Origin of the sequence: Psychrobacter glaciei, assembly GCF_014652895.1 — a bacterium.
Lineage (GTDB): Bacteria > Pseudomonadota > Gammaproteobacteria > Pseudomonadales > Moraxellaceae > Psychrobacter > Psychrobacter glaciei.
Genome location: NZ_BMZR01000001.1, coordinates 89,075 through 106,728, shown reverse-complemented (window position 1 = coordinate 106,728; position 17,654 = coordinate 89,075). Strand labels below are relative to the sequence as shown.

General features: G+C 43.0%; 17 protein-coding genes. 8 read left to right on the top strand and 9 right to left on the bottom strand.

Translation table 11 applies throughout. The features are described 5' to 3' along the window. Positions 1–381: 381 nt before the first annotated feature. Complete coding sequence (locus tag IE130_RS00455) at positions 382–1,149, top strand: MiaE family protein (RefSeq protein ID WP_189580107.1); 768 nt, start codon at positions 382–384, stop codon at positions 1,147–1,149. Between the two features lie 144 nt (positions 1,150–1,293). Here the strand turns inward: IE130_RS00455 and IE130_RS00450 are convergent, their stop codons facing one another. The 6 genes from IE130_RS00450 to mtgA all read right to left on the bottom strand — a co-directional run bounded on the left by IE130_RS00450 (position 1,294) and on the right by mtgA (position 6,315). Further along, complete coding sequence (locus tag IE130_RS00450) at positions 1,294–1,494, bottom strand: hypothetical protein (RefSeq protein ID WP_189580104.1); 201 nt, start codon at positions 1,492–1,494, stop codon at positions 1,294–1,296. A gap of 93 nt (positions 1,495–1,587) precedes the next feature. Beyond that, the gene (locus IE130_RS00445; RefSeq protein WP_189580101.1) at positions 1,588–1,944 is read right to left on the bottom strand and encodes a hypothetical protein; all 357 of its coding nucleotides are present in this window, start codon (positions 1,942–1,944) and stop codon (positions 1,588–1,590) included. 83 nt (positions 1,945–2,027) lie between these two features. Next, on the bottom strand, positions 2,028–2,291 hold the full coding sequence (locus IE130_RS00440) for a hypothetical protein (RefSeq protein WP_189580099.1): 264 nt from the start codon (positions 2,289–2,291) through the stop codon (positions 2,028–2,030). A gap of 85 nt (positions 2,292–2,376) precedes the next feature. Further along, positions 2,377–2,547 carry a hypothetical protein gene (locus IE130_RS00435; protein WP_189580095.1) on the bottom strand — a complete coding sequence of 57 codons (171 nt, stop codon included), beginning with the start codon at positions 2,545–2,547 and terminating at the stop codon, positions 2,377–2,379. A gap of 402 nt (positions 2,548–2,949) precedes the next feature. Next, positions 2,950–5,130 (bottom strand): polyphosphate kinase 1, encoded by a 2,181-nt coding sequence (ppk1, locus tag IE130_RS00430; RefSeq protein ID WP_373299610.1) that lies wholly within the window; start codon positions 5,128–5,130, stop codon positions 2,950–2,952. A gap of 498 nt (positions 5,131–5,628) precedes the next feature. Beyond that, positions 5,629–6,315, bottom strand: a complete 687-nt coding sequence (mtgA, locus tag IE130_RS00425; protein ID WP_010196335.1) for a monofunctional biosynthetic peptidoglycan transglycosylase — start codon at positions 6,313–6,315, stop codon at positions 5,629–5,631. A gap of 196 nt (positions 6,316–6,511) precedes the next feature. On the opposite strand from mtgA, the gene IE130_RS00420 reads away from it, so the two are divergent. From IE130_RS00420 to IE130_RS00410, 3 genes are all read left to right on the top strand, one after another. Next, positions 6,512–6,826, top strand: a complete 315-nt coding sequence (locus IE130_RS00420) for a glutaredoxin family protein (RefSeq protein WP_189580089.1) — start codon at positions 6,512–6,514, stop codon at positions 6,824–6,826. A gap of 230 nt (positions 6,827–7,056) precedes the next feature. Then, positions 7,057–8,037: a rhomboid family intramembrane serine protease gene (locus tag IE130_RS00415; protein WP_189580065.1), complete on the top strand. Its 981-nt coding sequence runs from the start codon at positions 7,057–7,059 to the stop codon at positions 8,035–8,037. Positions 8,038–8,152: 115 nt separating this feature from the next. After that, positions 8,153–8,965 carry a MipA/OmpV family protein gene (locus tag IE130_RS00410; RefSeq protein WP_189580062.1) on the top strand — a complete coding sequence of 271 codons (813 nt, stop codon included), beginning with the start codon at positions 8,153–8,155 and terminating at the stop codon, positions 8,963–8,965. A 110-nt stretch (positions 8,966–9,075) separates the two neighbouring features. Here IE130_RS00410 and IE130_RS00405 read toward each other — a convergent pair whose 3' ends face one another. Together IE130_RS00405 and fumC are read right to left on the bottom strand one after the other, a co-directional pair. Continuing rightward, entirely contained in the window at positions 9,076–9,735 is a 660-nt protein-coding gene (locus IE130_RS00405; protein ID WP_189580059.1) for a hypothetical protein, read from the bottom strand. Between the two features lie 268 nt (positions 9,736–10,003). Continuing rightward, complete coding sequence (fumC, locus tag IE130_RS00400) at positions 10,004–11,407, bottom strand: class II fumarate hydratase (protein ID WP_189580056.1); 1,404 nt, start codon at positions 11,405–11,407, stop codon at positions 10,004–10,006. A 198-nt stretch (positions 11,408–11,605) separates the two neighbouring features. On the opposite strand from fumC, the gene IE130_RS00395 reads away from it, so the two are divergent. The 3 genes from IE130_RS00395 to IE130_RS00385 are packed head-to-tail and all read left to right on the top strand — an operon-like array spanning position 11,606 to position 12,957. After that, positions 11,606–12,256 carry a 5-formyltetrahydrofolate cyclo-ligase gene (locus IE130_RS00395; RefSeq protein WP_227676091.1) on the top strand — a complete coding sequence of 217 codons (651 nt, stop codon included), beginning with the start codon at positions 11,606–11,608 and terminating at the stop codon, positions 12,254–12,256. Next, a complete protein-coding gene (locus IE130_RS00390) occupies positions 12,256–12,498 on the top strand; it encodes a hypothetical protein (RefSeq protein WP_189580053.1) in 243 nt (80 codons plus the stop codon). Before IE130_RS00395 ends, IE130_RS00390 begins: the two co-directional genes overlap by 1 nt. 3 nt (positions 12,499–12,501) lie before the next feature. Continuing rightward, positions 12,502–12,957, top strand: coding sequence for a hypothetical protein (locus tag IE130_RS00385; protein WP_189580050.1), 456 nt, complete (start codon positions 12,502–12,504; stop codon positions 12,955–12,957). A gap of 132 nt (positions 12,958–13,089) precedes the next feature. On the opposite strand, the gene IE130_RS00380 is transcribed toward IE130_RS00385, so the two are convergent. Beyond that, entirely contained in the window at positions 13,090–14,451 is a 1,362-nt protein-coding gene (locus tag IE130_RS00380; protein ID WP_189580047.1) for a Na+/H+ antiporter family protein, read from the bottom strand. A gap of 469 nt (positions 14,452–14,920) precedes the next feature. On the opposite strand from IE130_RS00380, the gene lon reads away from it, so the two are divergent. Further along, a complete protein-coding gene (lon, locus tag IE130_RS00375; RefSeq protein WP_189580044.1) occupies positions 14,921–17,575 on the top strand; it encodes an endopeptidase La in 2,655 nt (884 codons plus the stop codon). Positions 17,576–17,654 lie beyond the last annotated feature (79 nt).

Sequence of the window (17,654 nt, the reverse complement as noted above, 5' to 3'; positions counted from 1 at the left end):
TTGGACCGTCTTTAAGAAGATCTGGTCTATAAATCTTGTGTTTTGATACAGGATTGGCAATTGATATAATGCGCATTAGCCGCTACTAAATGATAATCAATAGTAAGACAAAATGCCTGAAAAGCAAAATCTCATCCTACTATCAAATAATAAAATAAACAAGGAAACGCCATTCACTAAGTAAATACTTAGGCTGTATAATAATGATACTCTATGAGCCATATACTCTAGGGGCATTAATCCATACTTTAGAGCTAGGCCGTTATACGTTCAGTATAAACTGTAAGTAATCATTACAGTCTCTACTTATGCTCAACAGTTATCTATTTAACTTTTAATATTTGATTAAGAAGTGTTTAACATTCCACTATGGCAAAGACTATGAATAAAGAAAGTATGAAACCCAGCAACAGCAAAGACGACGTTGCTTCCCACAACCGTGTAGAAGACGTTATAGACAAAGACAATATAGAAGAAAACAGTGTAGAAAAAGACTGTATAGAAAAAGAGAGTGCCGATATCGCACAACTGCGCACCCCTATCAAGGTCGACCTATCCGCTGTCTATGACTTTTTGGGCTCGCGAACCACACAGGCGTGGGTAGATGCGGCTACTGCGGATGTGCCATTAATCATTCAAGATCATGCCAACTGCGAAAAAAAAGCGGCTGGTACAGCGATGAATCTCTTATTCCGCTATGAGTTCTCGTATGATTTGCAGCGCAAATTGGCACAACTGATACGTGAAGAGATGCTGCATTATGAGCAAGTGCTCGGCATCATGCATGAGCGCGAGCAAGAGTGGAGATATCTGAGTGCGGGGCGTTATGCCAAAGGGTTGCTCAAGCACAAGCGTACTCATGAGCCAGCAGCGATGGTCGACGTGCTAATCATTGGGGCATTCATTGAAGCACGCTCTTGCGAGCGCTTTGCTGCGCTTTCTGACGTCATCGACGATGAGCGTTTGGCAAAATACTATCGCTACTTATTGAAGTCAGAAAGCCGCCATTTCGAAGATTATTTGGCATTGGCACAATCGCTATCTGATGATGATATCAATGAGCGCGTCGCATTTTTTAAAGCAGTAGAAGCAGAGTTGATATCCAGTCCTGATACTGAGCTGCGCTTTCACAGCGGCACCCCTGCTTAGCGTTTAAGCTGACAGATTTTGTTAAATAAGCGCTATATAAAAGTACCCATATCGATCGCATAAAAAATCTAACATTAGCGTCTTAAACCATGCCTAGCGTTAGCTTTTTTATTTGTCTGTACAGAATATAATGGTCAGTTATGACTATTTCTTATCTTCCATAAGCGGACTGTCATACTGTTTGTGATTTTTCGCGACATTATGCGGATCATGATCGTCAGTCGCTTGTTCTGCAGCGGCTGGATTTGCTTTTTGTAATGCATCATCAGGGACGATACCATTATTATCATTTGCATCTTTGAGCTGATGGTTATCGGTGTCAGCCCTATCATTTGAGTTATTCATCACCACTCCTTGTTATAATAGTTATCTTTCACATCGAGCACTCGATAACTTGACGATACTCGTATTAATACTCAGAAATATATTGCTAAGAAATCAGTCTTTTTCGTCTGGGTTTAAGACGCGAGTTTGTGCATTGTCAATATTGGCATATCTATTCATGTCCGTGATGCCTTCACTTTTTGGTGCTTCACTGCCCACGGTATCTTCGTTAACATTGTCATCAAACGGACTGCTGCCTTGTTGATCACGGCGGTCAGGCTGGCGTGCAGGATTATCATTGTCATTCACATGTTCTGAATCAACGACTTCTTCTTTTAAAGTATCAGTCCCTTTGTTTTGATTGGTATGGCTTTCAACGTCGTCATGGTCATTGACGGGTTCTTTATGCATTGCCTCAACATTAGTATCATCAATTGCGGTTCTACTTAGCGCAGGATCTTGCGGTTGCATAGTCATGTCCTTATCGTGTTAGGAGGCCAACGAATAGTGTCAGCGTTTTAATTAATAGAAAATACCAAGCAGTCATGCAAATACTAGGTGTTGTTATTTTTACTCAAATCATAAGCATTGAGATCCGCCACGTTTTTGCCACCTGCTGGTAAGTTTTCTTCTTCACGTGGGTCGGAATATATCTCGTCTGTTTCCTGTGAATCCTGCTGTGGTCCATCGATATCAGGTTCGTGTTTACGACCTTTATAACTGTCTTTAGTGTTTTCGTTGGTATTTTTTGGTTCTGATGCTACGGGATCATCGACCAATACTTTCTCTTTGTTATTTGGTTTTGTATTGACTGTCATAGCGTGTCCCTCGCGTTTATGATGTTAATTCTTCATTGAACATAGTCATTGATATCGTTGTTATTGATATCGTTCAAACTGCTGCTTACTTGTCTGTCCGTAACTCATCATCAATAAAAGAGGTTTGCTCTTCTTTGCTCAACTCTTCAGGAGCATCTACCTTTTTATCTTCATTTAAGTTTTTTTCAATTTGATGATCATCTGCCTGCTCTGCTGCTTTTTTAATGTCTGAAGTATCGTTGTTAGTATTACTCATGGTGCAATTCCTATTATTATCATTGTTTAGTAAACCAACCATCCTTTTTACGCTTACCTTTGTAAAATCGAATAAGATTCTACAAAGGTAAGCATCTAAGTATGATTTTTATTAAAAATATCTGTGCAATAGCGGTAGAACTGTCATCAATTATAGTTAAGCCAACCAACAGCGCACCAGTGTACTGCCGTATCAATATGTGAATAAATGTGAGGTTACAAGACAGTTTGTAACTTATCCGAGCGCAAAAAAACCAAGCGTCGGTCGTAGCCAGCGCTTGGTTCAATAAATCATAGGGCTTTTATAGGGCTAATGCCATTGAGTGACATTCATACGTGTGGCGACACTAAACAGGCAGTCACAAGTTACAGCATTAGCAAACAATATAAGCAAAACCTTCGTCTATATTGGCTCACCGACATGATTGATCACCCGTAGCAAATGATCTTGGGCAATATGTGTTGCTTCATCGGCGGCTGGTTGACTTTGCTGCCACGCCCCATCGCCATTAAGTAGCCATGCTTGGACGTTATCTTGTAGATAATTGAGCAGCCCATCTTGATAAACCTGCTTGAACAGTTTTTTATTTTCAATCGGAAAAGCGACTTCGACACGATGGAATAGATTGCGATCCATCCAGTCAGCACTGCCACAATACAATCGCTCATCACCATCATTATAAAAGTAATAAACGCGCGTGTGCTCTAAAAATCGTCCGATGACTGAGCGTACGGTGATATTTTCAGATAGGCCTTTTACTTGTGGGCGCAGACAGCACATGGAGCGCAGAATCAATTCTATTTTGACACCTGCCTGCGAGGCATCGTATAACTTGTCGATCAGACGACGTTCGGTTAAAGCATTTACTTTGATAATAATATGCGCACGCTTGCCTGCTTTGGCATGAGTAATTTCATCATCGATAAAGCTCATTAACTTTTCGTGCAACGTAAATGGCGCGTGCAACAGTTTTTTTAGATTGGCAGGTTTGCCCATACCCGTCAGTTCTTGGAAAATTTTATGTACGTCTTCTGAGATATCAGGGTCAGCGCTAAACAAGCCATAGTCGGTATAGACTTTGGCATTGGCTGCGTGATAATTACCGGTGCCGAGATGCACATAACGGCGAATGCGGTCGTCTTCGCGGCGCACGATGAGCATCAGCTTGGCATGGGTCTTGTAGCCGACGATCCCGTAAACCACCACTGCCCCAGCCTCTTGTAAAAAATTGGCGACAGCGATATTGGACGCTTCATCAAAACGGGCACGTAGTTCGATGACAGCCGTGACTTCTTTGCCATTGCGGGCAGCAGCAGCCAGCGCCTTGACGATTTCTGAATTGGTGCCTGATCGGTACAGCGTTTGTTTAATCGCCAATACTTTAGGGTCACTGGCCGCTTCCCAAAGTAGATGGATAATCGGTGAAAACGCATTAAAAGGATGATGTACCAAGACATCGCCTTTGCGCATGGCAGAAAATATACTGGTACTTTTATCAAGCTTGTCCAGCTCACGGCGAAAGGGCTTTGGCACAATATGGGTAAAAGGCTCGTAGCGCAGCTTGGGTATATTAAAGTCAAACAGCAAGCGCGTTAAGTTCACTGGACCATTGACACGGTACAGCTGATTGTCATGTAGCTCAAACTCATTGAGAAGATAATCGCTAATCGGTGTTGGGCAATCAGTCGTCACCTCAAGCCGCACTTTGTCGCCAAAGCGGCGGTTTTCAAGCTCGCCTTCTAATGCCTTAGCAATATCCTCGACATCATCTGCTAAGTCCAAATCGGCATTGCGCGTGAGCCGGAACTGATGGCAGCCTGTCACTTGCATACCCGGGAACAGCTCACCGATGTGCTCGTGAATGATGGCGGACAGCATGACATGGTGCTCTTTACCACCAGTCAGCTCATCTGGCAGACGAATGACCCGTGGCAGGCTACGTGGCGCTGGGACAATCGCAAGATTGATATCCCGACCAAAGGCATCTTTGCCCTCTAAAGTGGCAATAAAGTTGAGGCTTTTATTCACCAACCTCGGAAACGGATGCGCAGGATCAATGCTAATAGGTGTCAGCACTGGTGAGACTTGTTCTGTAAAATAGCGCTTCATCCATGCCGATTGCTCAGTATTCAGCTCATCGCGTTTTAGATATCGAATGTCTTCTTTGGCGAGCGCAGGCAAGATGTCTTCGTTAAGAATACGATACTGCTCAGCGATGGCATCATGCGTGATAACGGATATCTCGTTTAGCACTTCACTCGGACGCATCCCATGAGCACTGGTCGATACGTCACCTATATTGAGCTTTTGCATGATACCCGCGACACGAATCTCAAAAAACTCGTCGAGGTTGGATGAAAAAATAATTAAGAAAAATAAGCGCTCAAGTAGCGGATGGTGAGGACTGGCGGCTTGCGCTAAGACCCGCAGATGAAACTGCAATAAGGACAAATCACGATTGATATAACTACTGGGCGAATAGCTGCCATCTTCTGAGCGCTGCCATGCAATGTCAGTCAGCTGCTGGCTAAGCTGTTCTGTTCTAGATTCTGTTGCACTATCGGCTGCGTTAAGCTGGATCATTTGGTGCATATTCAGGTCGTTAACATCGGTATTGTCGTTAGTCATGACACTGTCGTTCTGATTATTCATATCTGCCATACCGCTATTCCCCTGTCGTTATCAATTTATCATCAATGAGTAATTTGTCTTTACTGTCATCAGCTATCTTTTTTATTTCTAACTTATTTGAAAAGCTTTATTTTGATACCTATATATAGTCGATACTGAATAAAGTAGATACACGATATTATCGTATGAGGCTGGTACAAATTTTTCTTGCTTGCTGTGCCTACGCCGACAGAGGCTGCAAAAAATTATCCCAGCCTCGTTGTATCCTTTTTATATTGACTTATCTATAGTGTATATAGTGGCATTCATAATAGTGAATTTAATAATAGTAAATTTAATAATAGTGACGTCCTATCATTGCAGCCACGTGACTATTGATCATGTCATTCGTTTATCGTGCTATTTATAATTGTATTTATCATTCAGCAAACCACCACAAGCACATGTCGATTAAGACGCTTGCGGTAATACTGCATTCTTCATACGCTTTTTAATAATACGCTGCTTGTTACGTAAGCGTCTGTCACCTTGATTGTCTTCGTAATACTTTGGATTGGTGAGCATCGCAATGAGGAGTGCTGATTCGTCTCGATTCAGATTGGCCGCAGACTTGTCAAAATAGTGATGCGCTGCTGCGTCAATACCATAGATACCATTGCCAAACTCGGCGACATTAAGATAAGCGGTCATAATACGTTGCTTATCCCATAGCGTTTCAATCATCACGGTGATGATGGCCTCTTCGCCTTTACGAACATAAGAGCGATGCGACGTCAAAAATAAATTTTTGGCCAACTGCTGAGTGATGGTCGAGCCACCAGCCGACATCTTACCCGTCTCTTCGTTTTTCTTTTGCGCCGCTTTGATCCCTTTAAAATCAAAGCCACTGTGCTGACTAAACGTCGAGTCTTCACTCACGATCGCTGCTTGCTTGGCTGACTTGGCGATAGCATCGTATTCAGCCCACGTCTGAGTGACCGTGCCACCAGTTAAGCGATGCGTCAACATAAACATACTGTTATTAATCGGCTGTGTTTTCCAGATTAATAGTAGCCCAACTATTAAAATATGGAATGCGACAACCAATAACATAATTGCCAATAACAGTCGTTTAATGAATGTGCCAAAACTTGCCATGCGCGATATCCGAGTGGTTAAAGAAGTAATAAGATAAAATTGATAATCATAAACAGCAGCTCATCTTACCTAATCTCACAATCGCTGTCATTATTTACCCCACTTCTTTATCATGTCATAACCGCTAAGCCACATTGATGTGTCGGCTTAAAAACGCTAAACAAGCATTTTGAAGGCATACAATAAGAGTAGAAACATGCATAATGATAATAGTATAAAAACATTACGGAACCGTGTTATTGCAGCACGCCCTGATCTTGGGAACACTGAAAATATTGATCAATGGTGGTTACTTGCAACGACCGGCTGTCACTTATGTGACGTGGTGACGCAGCTGCTGACTCAGTTTCAAGCAGTACAGCCACTTACCTACCAGTATGTCGATATCGCCGACTTTGATGAATCTCTGATGATGGAATTTGCCACTAGCATTCCCGTGCTACTGACAAAGACGCAGCGTCTGGATTATCCGTTTTCAGTCATGGACTTACAGCAGCTGCTGGCGTCATAGTATCTGCCATAGGGTAATTACTATCCCGTCATCAAGTAACACTGCGTCATGAAGCACCAACACTAAAATGTTTATGAGGCACAAGACATTAATATTGAAAGCCTATAAGATGCATTTACTTATAAAACGTCATATGGGTTTTGATATCGCTAATAATATGCCATTGACTGACATGATCCGATCATACCCTTTATACTCTACGCCACCTTTTGAATTGATAGCTAGCTTTTATGACCATTCAACAGCTTTTAAAAACAGCACCCGTGACTACCCTGCTCTTAGTCAGCTTTATTGGACTATTCATCATGCAGGTGCTGACAGGCGTCGATGCCAATAATCCATCGACTGAGGCATTGCTTAAATGGGGCGCTAACGCCTTGCCTTTTACCATGGGCGACGATCCATGGCGATTGGTGAGCAGTGCGTTTTTGCATATTGGCCTCATGCATTTATTGTTTAATGGCTTTGCTATGTATTTTTTTGGGCAGATTGCCGAGCCGATGTTTGGCTCTGCTAAGTTTTTGGCGTTGTTTTTATTGGCAGCCATCGGTGGCAATTTACTTAATAGCTATGTGACGTGGCAAGGTATTTTGGAAGGAACCGGACAGCCAGGAATATCGGCTGGTGCCTCTGGCGGTATCATGGGTATCGGTGCGGCGTTACTAATAGCTGCTGTATTTAAAATATCGGTCAATGGCTTAGTGCTTAATTTAAAGAGCCTGATACTTATTATGGGCATCAACTTGGTGTATGGCTTTGCTGTTCCGGGCATTGACAATGCTGGTCATATTGGCGGTGCAGTTACTGGATTGATCATTGCACTGGCAATCGGAATCGTCCATCGTCAGCGTATGGCAGCCATCATGCAGACAGTCGCTATCAACCAGAGCCATTATCAAGCTAATACCCAAACCACCACTCAAAACAATTACCAAACCAACTATATCGATCAGTCAACGATAAGCAACGTTGATTTGGATAATAATGCTCATTTTGATGACGACACTGGTGTAAACTTACCTATAAATATGAACGCTAATCGTGTTCACATTATCGAGCAAAAAGCAATCGAGCAAAAAACAGCGGTCAAACCCGCCTTCATTTGGCAACTATTGCCATGGCTGGTGATGTTGCTCATAAGTATTGGCTTTGTCTGGTGGTGGCAAGATATTCATCAGCAGATAGTGCAAGTGCTAAAAGCTGTTGAGTAAATGCTGACACTTATCTATGATCATTAAACGGCTCACAAAAACAGACATCTGATTTTGGCTTTCCTTATTCCTCTATTGTTATCCGGCTATTTTTACCTACTTACGAGACTTGATTATGTTTAAATCTTCAGTGCTACCCACTATCTCTAAGCGCACCTTGCTCAACACATTAATAGCTACTGCCCTATTTAGTGTTGCCAGCATGTCAAATGCCGCTTTTTTCAATAAAAACTTACCGGCTGATCCAGATGCTGAGCTAAGCGTTGGTGTTAACGTCATGGCGGTCAAGTCAGCCTATGATCTAGAAGACAGCACCGAAGTGCGGGTGCTGCCGGGTGCATTTTATGACAATAATAAGTTTTATGTGCGCGGTGCTCAAGCGGGTGCATATCTAATCAATGATGGTGTGAATCAGCTTTCTGCTTATGCCAAGCTCGCGGGCAGCGAGTTTGATCCTGATGATGCCAATGGCGCGCTTCAAGGTCTTGATGAACGTAAGTCCTCAGCAGAAGCAGGGCTTAGCTATCAGCGCCGTACACCTGTCGGTGGTTTCCGTGCTCAAATAGGCGCTGACGTGTTAGATCGTAGTGGTGGTAACACGGCGCGCTTGACCTACCTTGCCAGAATTACTAAAGACAAGCTAACGGTCTATCCAAGCATTGGCTTTGAGTATTATGATGCTGACTACAATGAATACTACTATGGCGTCAGTGAAGAAGAATCAGCAGAAACAGGCGTTGCTGCTTATAAATCTAATTCCAGCTTAAATCCTTATATCAATATTAGTGCCAACTACGATTTCAATGAGCGTTGGGCAGGATTCGCCAGTCAAAGCCTAAGTTATCTGCCGACTGAGCAATACGACAGCCCAATGGTAGACTCACGTACTGAAGCGGCAACGACGCTTGGTTTGCTTTATAAGTTTTAATTGAGCTTAGATTGTTGATATGAAAAAGACCTTACTGCGTCATGTGATAAGGTCTTTTTTTGGCTAATCAGTTTATTCAACGGGTGAGATAGGTTATCACCTGCCCTATCTTATAACTCTGTAGCGATCTTAATTGAATTATTTTCAAGTTTATTAATGGCTAATTGAACCAAAGCGCACAAAGCATAGTAATTCATTTTATTGGAAGCTCTGTTTGCAGGATGCCAATAGTCAATATAAAGAACACCTTCTGATAAGTAAGCTCTATCAGAAATTTTATGGTGTGAAATTTTTGTCCTTATTAGAGACCAAGTGTTTCCACAAATTACTATTTTCGGTTGAATTATTGCAATTTGTTCAGAAATTAGATCCCAATCTTCTTCCACATATCTTGCTAAGTTTTTACTACTAGATTTTTTTGCACCACTACTTTTTTTGAGATTGATAATAGATGAGGATAATAAAGCAAGCTTTACATCGGCTCCATCTTCTTGAAAGGGTATAATTTCTTTATTTTCCATAAGACCATGAATACCATATACCCATTGCGCCATAGGTTTGAAAGTTCTGCCAGAAACCTTCTCACGACGTATCAATGTTGGCAAATCCCATGATCCTTCAACTCTTTTTGAGTCATAAGCTTCTTTAAGCAAAAATAATACTTTATTTTTAGACTTATCCCAAAGCTCCTTGTCAATTACTCCATCTGTTATGAACAGTTTACCCTTGTGCGACTCTCTATTTTTCCAATCACCAAATAGCATTTCCAAAAAACATTTCCTTACAGTTATATAATACAAAAAAATACAGCATGCTTTATCAGACTGAATAACTCTTTTCTTGAAGTATACCTGTTAATAGGTTTAATAGATTTCTATATTGGCAAATTTGGTAGTCATCATTAAGATTTAAAGATATTCCCACTCTATCTTCGATTGACTGAGCAAGAGAGGAGCTAAAATCAAAATAAGCTCCGAAAATATAAAAGACCTTGCCACACAGCAAGGTCTTTTTTGTTCCAAGACAGTATTAAATAACTTACTTAGGGTTCACCATATCAGCAGGAATTACCCACTCATCAAACTGAGCTTCAGTTAATAGCTCTAACTCAACCGCCACTTGCTTCAATGTCTTGTTTTCTTTATAAGCAGTTTTAGCGATTTTCGCAGCGTTTTCATAACCAACATGACGGTTCAATGCAGTCACTAGCATCAATGAGTTGTGCAAGAAATCATCGATTTTGTCTTTTACTGGCTCGATACCAACGGCACAGTTTTCATTGAAGCTGTTGCAGCCATCACCCAATAGTTTGATAGATTGCAATAAGTTAAACGCGATAACTGGCTTATAAACGTTTAGCTCAAAGTTACCTGATGCGCCAGCCATGCTGATCGTCACATCGTTACCCATGACTTGAGCGACAACCATCGTCAATGCTTCTGACTGAGTTGGGTTTACTTTACCCGGCATGATAGATGAGCCTGGCTCGTTCTCAGGAATCGTCAATTCGCCTAGACCACAACGAGGACCTGATGCCAACCAACGTACGTCGTTAGCGATTTTGTTCAAGCTAGCCGCTAGCGTTTTTAGTGCGCCTGAGGCAAATACTTCTGCATCACGAGCCGCTAGTGCTTCGAATTTGTTTGGTGAGGTGACGAATGGCAAGCCAGTCAATGTCGCTAATTGCTCAGCAGCAGTTACTGCATAGTCAGGATGGGCATTTAGACCAGTACCAACGGCAGTACCACCTAGTGGCAATTCATATAGACCTTGTAACGCGTTATCAATACGTACCAATGAGTGATCAAGTTGGCTAACATAGCCGCTGAACTCTTGACCTAACGTTAATGGAGTAGCATCTTGTAAATGCGTACGACCGATTTTTACGATGCTATCGAACTCTTTGGCTTTAGCAGCTAGCGTATCGCGTAGTGCTTTTACCGCTGGAATCAATAAGCTGTTGATCTGACGAGCAGCAGCCACACGAATCGCCGTTGGGAAGCTGTCGTTGGTAGACTGTGCATGATTGACATGATCATTTGGGTGAATTGGCGTGTAGCTGCCGCGCTCAGAACCAGCAATTTCGTTGGCACGGTTGGCCAATACTTCGTTCATGTTCATGTTTGACTGCGTACCAGAACCCGTCTGCCATACAACCAATGGGAACTGATCCGTTAGACCACCATTGATGATTTCGTCAGCAGCTTGCACGATGAGATCACGCTTGTCGCCTTCGATACGCTCAAGGCTAGCGTTGGTAATCGCAGCAGCTTTTTTGACCAATGCCATTGCTTCAATCATCGGACGTGGCAAAGTCTCGCCACCGATTTTGAAGTTTTCGCGGCTACGCTGGGTTTGTGCACCCCAATAAGCGTCAGCTGGGACTTCTACATTGCCCATGGTGTCTTTTTCGGTACGAGTTGCCTGATTCTGTGTCGACATAACTACCCTCTTTACTGGTTTGTTGTTAAATAACTGAACGATAAAAAGTGCAACAGCTGCTGCACATAAAGGAGAATACGATGTAAAGTGGCGTTATGATAGCATGACTACGACCCGTTGAATATTGACAAATAGCCATTGCTAACGTCTAAAAGCAGCTGTCATCATCAAACTCACAAACTAGCGGATAGTATAGATATGCATCCTGAACCAAAAAAAGCAATGTCAGAGGAATCAGAAGTTAGTAACCCACCTAGACGACACTTTACTCGCCAGCGTCGACAGTTAAGTGATGGCGCGCGTAGGAATATGGGACAAGCAGCGAGTATGCATTTGACGAAGTTACAGCAGCGATTACCAAAAAACGCACGTATTGGCTTATATTATGATGGCTTTGGTGAGCTACCTACTCAGCCAATATTAGACTGGTGTCAACGCTTAGGCTATTTTCCTTATTTACCAGTCGTCGGCTCGCTCGGCCGTGATAGCAATGGCAACGATGATAAACATCTACGCTTCGTACCTGTTTATCACTCAAAACTACTCAACATACCGACACATATACATCGGTTAGGTATGAAGCAAAACCATCATCGCCGTCTACTTTGGGCGCGAGAATTGGATGTGATTATCTGTCCGTTAGTGGCAGTAGACCTCAACGGCAATCGTATGGGCATGGGTGGTGGATTCTATGATACGACGCTTGGGAAAAGCTATCGGTCGGGCGCTAAAAAGCCATTAAAAATTGGCTGGTGTTATGACTTTCAAGTGGTTGAGCAATTAGCGCGCCAACCGTGGGATGTGCCATTAGATGGCTTAATTACGCCAAGCGGCATAAGGTGGTTTTAATGAAAGACGATAAGCAAGCAATGGACGCTAATTCTAGCGCTGATAATGTGGATGAGTATTTGCAGACATTAGGCAATGAGGACGCTAGAGAGCTACGTTACTACAGTCAAGAACAGGCTTTTAGTACTGATGAGTTATCAGCGGTAATTAACGAGAAACGCTTAAATGAATTACTGGCGCAAAGTGATGAGTTTTTGAGTAGTTTGAATGGTGAGATTAGAGATTTTGATGATCAGGTATGACACATGAGCACAAAAAAAATCACCATAAAGGCAGTCACTGGCTACTTTAAAGCCAAGCCACTACGAATAGTTTTCGCTATTCTATGGGCTCTGTTTGTCGGTCTTATTATTACTTCAGGTTTTGATCCAAATCCTTATGCGTTAGAGATGCTTGATGCTCCTGAGCCGCACTCATATGCTATGGAGCTCGTCATAATATTGGTGGTTGCGATGATTTTTCACTTAAGCTTTCTCGTTACTATCGATATATATATGCGTAGCCGATGGAAGTTTTTCACCATGCTGATTGTTACCACGTTATTTTTACTTTTCTTCGGTATGATGATTATACATGCACCAGCGCCACTGGGCTGGATGATTGCGTGGAGCTTTTTATCATTTCTACTGTTTTTAGTTATTTGCTTTTGTCAGGCTTGCTTGTTTCTTTTGCAGCGATTTTTTGGTAGAAAATCAATTTAATGGCATAGTACCCGGTATTTAAAAATGACTTAAATATCCAACTTGTGCTAACTAACAACCAAACTAAAACAGGCTAATGATTATAAAATCACTCGCCTTTTTCATATCTATTATAAGAGTTTAAATCATTTACTAAAGCACCATCGCCGCAATCCAACCAAATATCAACAAAGGAATATTATAGTGAATAAAAGTGGGGATTACACTGTCTTTGATATGGTCATGCTGTCCATCGATATTTAGACCAGACGTTGGTCCTAATGTCGAGTCTGACGCAGGCGAACCTGCATCACCCAGCGCGCCAGCCGTACCGATAATAGCAACAGTTGCCAAAGGCGAAAAACCTAAAGAGATACACAGCGGCACATAAATCGCAGCGATAATCGGAATAGTCGAGAATGATGAGCCAATACCCATCGTTACGACCAAACCAATGCCAAGCATGACAAAAGCAGCAATGGCCTTATTACCGGCAAACAAGTTAGTTGCCCCATCAATCAGTGGCGCAATCTCACCCGTCGCTTTCATGACTTCTGCAAAACCCTGCGCAGTAATCATAATAAAGCCAATCATCGCCATCAATTTGATACCGTCATTAAAAACGCCATCAGCATCACGCCACTTCACCACGCCGGTCGCCATAAAGACACCAAAGCCAAACATCGAACCCAGCAATAGCGAATCAGTATAAAGCTGTACGACAAAAGCAGTCACGATGGCAGCTAGCGCAACCAGCGTCTTTAGCTTGCTTTGCGACTGTGCGCCAGCCGCAGTTTTACTCAATGCATCGCCTTCTACGACGGCATCATGCGCTTGCTGATCTATCGCAATCTGCTGATATGCGCGTGGCTTACGATAGCTGATAAATACGGCAACCAGCAAACCAATTAGCATACCTAATGCTGGAATCCCCATGGCCTTGACCACAGAAATATTAGTGATATCAATGCCTGCTTCACCGACGTTTTTTAGCATGATTTGATTGAGGTAGATATCACCAAAGCCATATGGGATAAACATATAGGTGGTGACCAAACCAAAGGTCAACAGACAAGCGATCAGACGTCTATCAATATGCATTCGATTAAATGCCAATAATAATGGCGGTACAAGTAGCGGAATAAAGGCAATATGAATAGGGATTAAGTTTTGGCTAAAGCAGCTCATGGTAATCAAGCCTGCAAACAGCATGTACTTAATCATGCCACTGGTGCCACCTGCATCAATGCGCTTGATGACTGATCCTGCCAGTGATTGCGGCAAGCCCGAATGAGCAATGGCGACCGCAAACGCCCCAAGTAACGCATATGAAAGTGCAATCTGCGCCCCATTACGAATACCTTCTTGAAACGCATTGAGCGTATCAGTGATACCAAGACCCGCTATTAATCCACCAGCCAGCGCACCAATTAATAAACTGAGCACCACGTGCACTCGCGCAAGTGACAGCCCCAACATGATGATGACTGCCAGCAGTACCGCATTGATTGCCATGTGTTGCCTCGTATTCTATTTGCTTTGGTTCAATTTAAACTTATTGATATCTCATAATGTATGGATATCGCCATCGTCTCAAAAATGCTTTTTCTCGAATGTGTCTATAAAGCGTTCTACTCTAAAACACACCGTTTAAGACGCGCGACAGTTTACCTTATTTTGCCTATAAAACCTATGCGTAGACCCCAATAGATATTTGATAGATGCTATTTATAAGTGATCTATAAGCATCTGTTATGACTGCTTTCTATGATTCTTGTATGGTTACTTCCGATATACTGATTATCACCAGTGACACATTAAGCTTATAACCATATGATGCTCTGTATTCAGTTAGATATAAATATTTTGCACAGTTAAGCAAGTGAGTTTGAGTACAAGCCTTGCAATTTTATCTGGGAGCACCATTTATCTAAACATGAACCACGAACTTGACTTTACAAGTCTGGTGAACGAGGAAAAATATATGAGTGAACATAAAATAGCCCAAGACAATATCGACATAGATGTCGACGTTTCATCTACTGTTGCTGATGATAACCAGCCAGACACGTTGTCTAGTCATGCGTCAGAAAGCGAGTTAGAGACAGCGTCTGACAATACTGAAACCACTGTCAAAGATGACGATAGTGAAAACAGTACCAGTGAAGACGACGATGCTAAAGACAGCGTTGAAGACGACGATGCTAAAGACAGCGTTGAAGACGACACCTACTTACCGTTATTGGCACTGCGTGATGTGGTCGTCTATCCACATATGCAAATTGCCTTGTTCGTAGGTCGTGCACCATCGGTTAAAGCAGTTGAACTGGCACAGGCTGAGTACGGTAATAAAGTACTGGTCGTCGCTCAAAAAGACTCGCTGACCGAAGACATTGATCAAGACAACTTGTATCAATACGGTACGGTGTGCCGCATCGTCAGCACCATGCCACATGATAGCGATGAAAATTGCATCAAGGTATTGATCGAAGGTCAGTATCGTGCGCGCGTTGACAATATAGAAGATCATGACACGTTATTGATGGCGAAATTTGAACGTGCTGACCTCGATGTCAGTATGGATGAAAGCCAGCAAAAAAACACCATTCAAGCGCTGACCACGCTATTTGAAAGCTATGCTGATGCGCGTCTGCGTAATGCGCGTGAGCTAACGCGTGTGGCGAAACGCATCGACGACTTACTTGAGTTGGTGTACTTCATCTCAACTCGTGTGTCGATGGATCTTGATATCAAGCAGTCGTTCTTAGAAAAAGACGATATCAAGACACATATCAATACCTTGACTGAATACTTGGTCAAACAAAGTGCTGAGCAAAATATCGAACAAGATATCCAAGAAGCTGTCCGTCAGCAAATGGAAGAGAATCAGCGCGAATACTTCTTAAATGAAAAAATGAAAGCCATCAAAAACGAGCTGTCAGATATGAATGACGGCGCGTTCGATGGTGAAGACGATGTCGCCGAGCTTGAGCAGCGCTTAGAAGATGCTGACCTGCCAGAAGATGTACGCAAAAAAGCAGAGCAAGAGTTTAAGAAGCTCAAAATGATGCCACCTGCATCGAGTGAATCATCAGTCGTACGCAACTATATTGAGTGGATTTTGGACACGCCGTGGAATGCGACGACTAAAGTTTCTATCAATCTAGACAAAGCTAAAACCGTATTAGACGAAGACCATTATGGTTTACAAGATGTAAAAGACCGCATCTTAGAATATCTCGCCGTGCAATCACGCGTGAAAAAACTTCGTGGTCCGATTCTATGTCTCGTCGGTCCTCCAGGTGTCGGTAAAACCTCACTAGGTGAATCTATTGCGCGTGCCACTGGTCGTAAGTTCGTACGTATGGCACTTGGCGGCGTACGTGATGAAGCGGAAATTCGTGGTCATCGCCGTACCTACATCGGTGCGATGCCGGGTAAAATCGTCCAGTCACTGGCAAAAGTAGAAGTTAAAAACCCGCTATTCTTATTAGATGAAATCGATAAGATGGCGCAAGACTTCCGCGGTGATCCAGCATCAGCCTTGCTTGAAGTATTAGACCCCTCACAGAACGATACGTTTAACGACCATTATTTAGATATGGACTTAGACTTGTCGCAAGTGATGTTTATCTGTACTGCCAACAGTATGGATATTCCAGCAGCGCTTCTTGATCGGATGGAAGTCATTCGTCTGCCGGGTTATACCGAAGAAGAAAAAGTAAATATCGCGCAGAAGTACCTTGTGCCAAAAGCAATCAAGAATAACGGTCTTAAAGAGGGCGAGATTGAGATTGTTGAAGCGGCGCTGCACAGCATCGTTCGCAGTTACACGCGTGAAGCAGGTGTGCGTAACCTTGAGCGTGAAGTGAATAAAATCTGCCGCAAAGTCGTTCGCGGTTCGGTTGAAAGCCATGGCGCGCGTGCTCCAAAAAAAGCAGAGCGTGAGCTGATCGTGGTCGATGACAAAAACATCGATGACTATCTCGGCGTCCATCAATATGACTATGGTCTAGCTGAAGAAGAGCCTGAGATTGGTCGTATTACTGGGCTGGCGTGGACGCAAGTCGGTGGTGAGCTACTCACTATCGAAGCAGTCGCCATGAAAGGTAAGGGCGAGCTGAGCTTTACGGGTTCACTCGGCGATGTCATGAAAGAGTCTATTCGTGCGGCTATGAGTGTGGTTCGTGCTCGCGGTGATAGCTTGGGCATTGACTATGAGACGTTTAAAACAACAGATGTCCATGTACATATGCCAGAAGGTGCCACGCCAAAAGATGGCCCATCAGCTGGTGGTGCATTAACTACAGCACTCGTATCTGCATTGACAGGTATTGCGATTCGCCCAGATATTGCGATGACAGGTGAAATCACTTTACGAGGAAAAATCCTACGTATCGGTGGTCTCAAAGAGAAACTACTTGCGGCACATCGCGGTGGTATCAAGCATGTGTTGATTCCAGCGACCAATGAGCGTGATTTGGCCGATATCCCTGATAACGTCAAAGAAGGCCTGACTATTCAGCCAGTCGCAACGATTGATGAGATATTAAAAGTTGCGTTGGTGAGTATGCCAGTGCCGCTGAAACCTGCAAAAGTGACGGTTGATAAAACCTCAAGCAAAGCGCTGCATAGCTAATCTGATCAATTACTAATCCAGTCTTACAAATTAAAGAGCCGCTCATCGTAATGATGGGCGGCTTTTTTTTGGCAAAAAT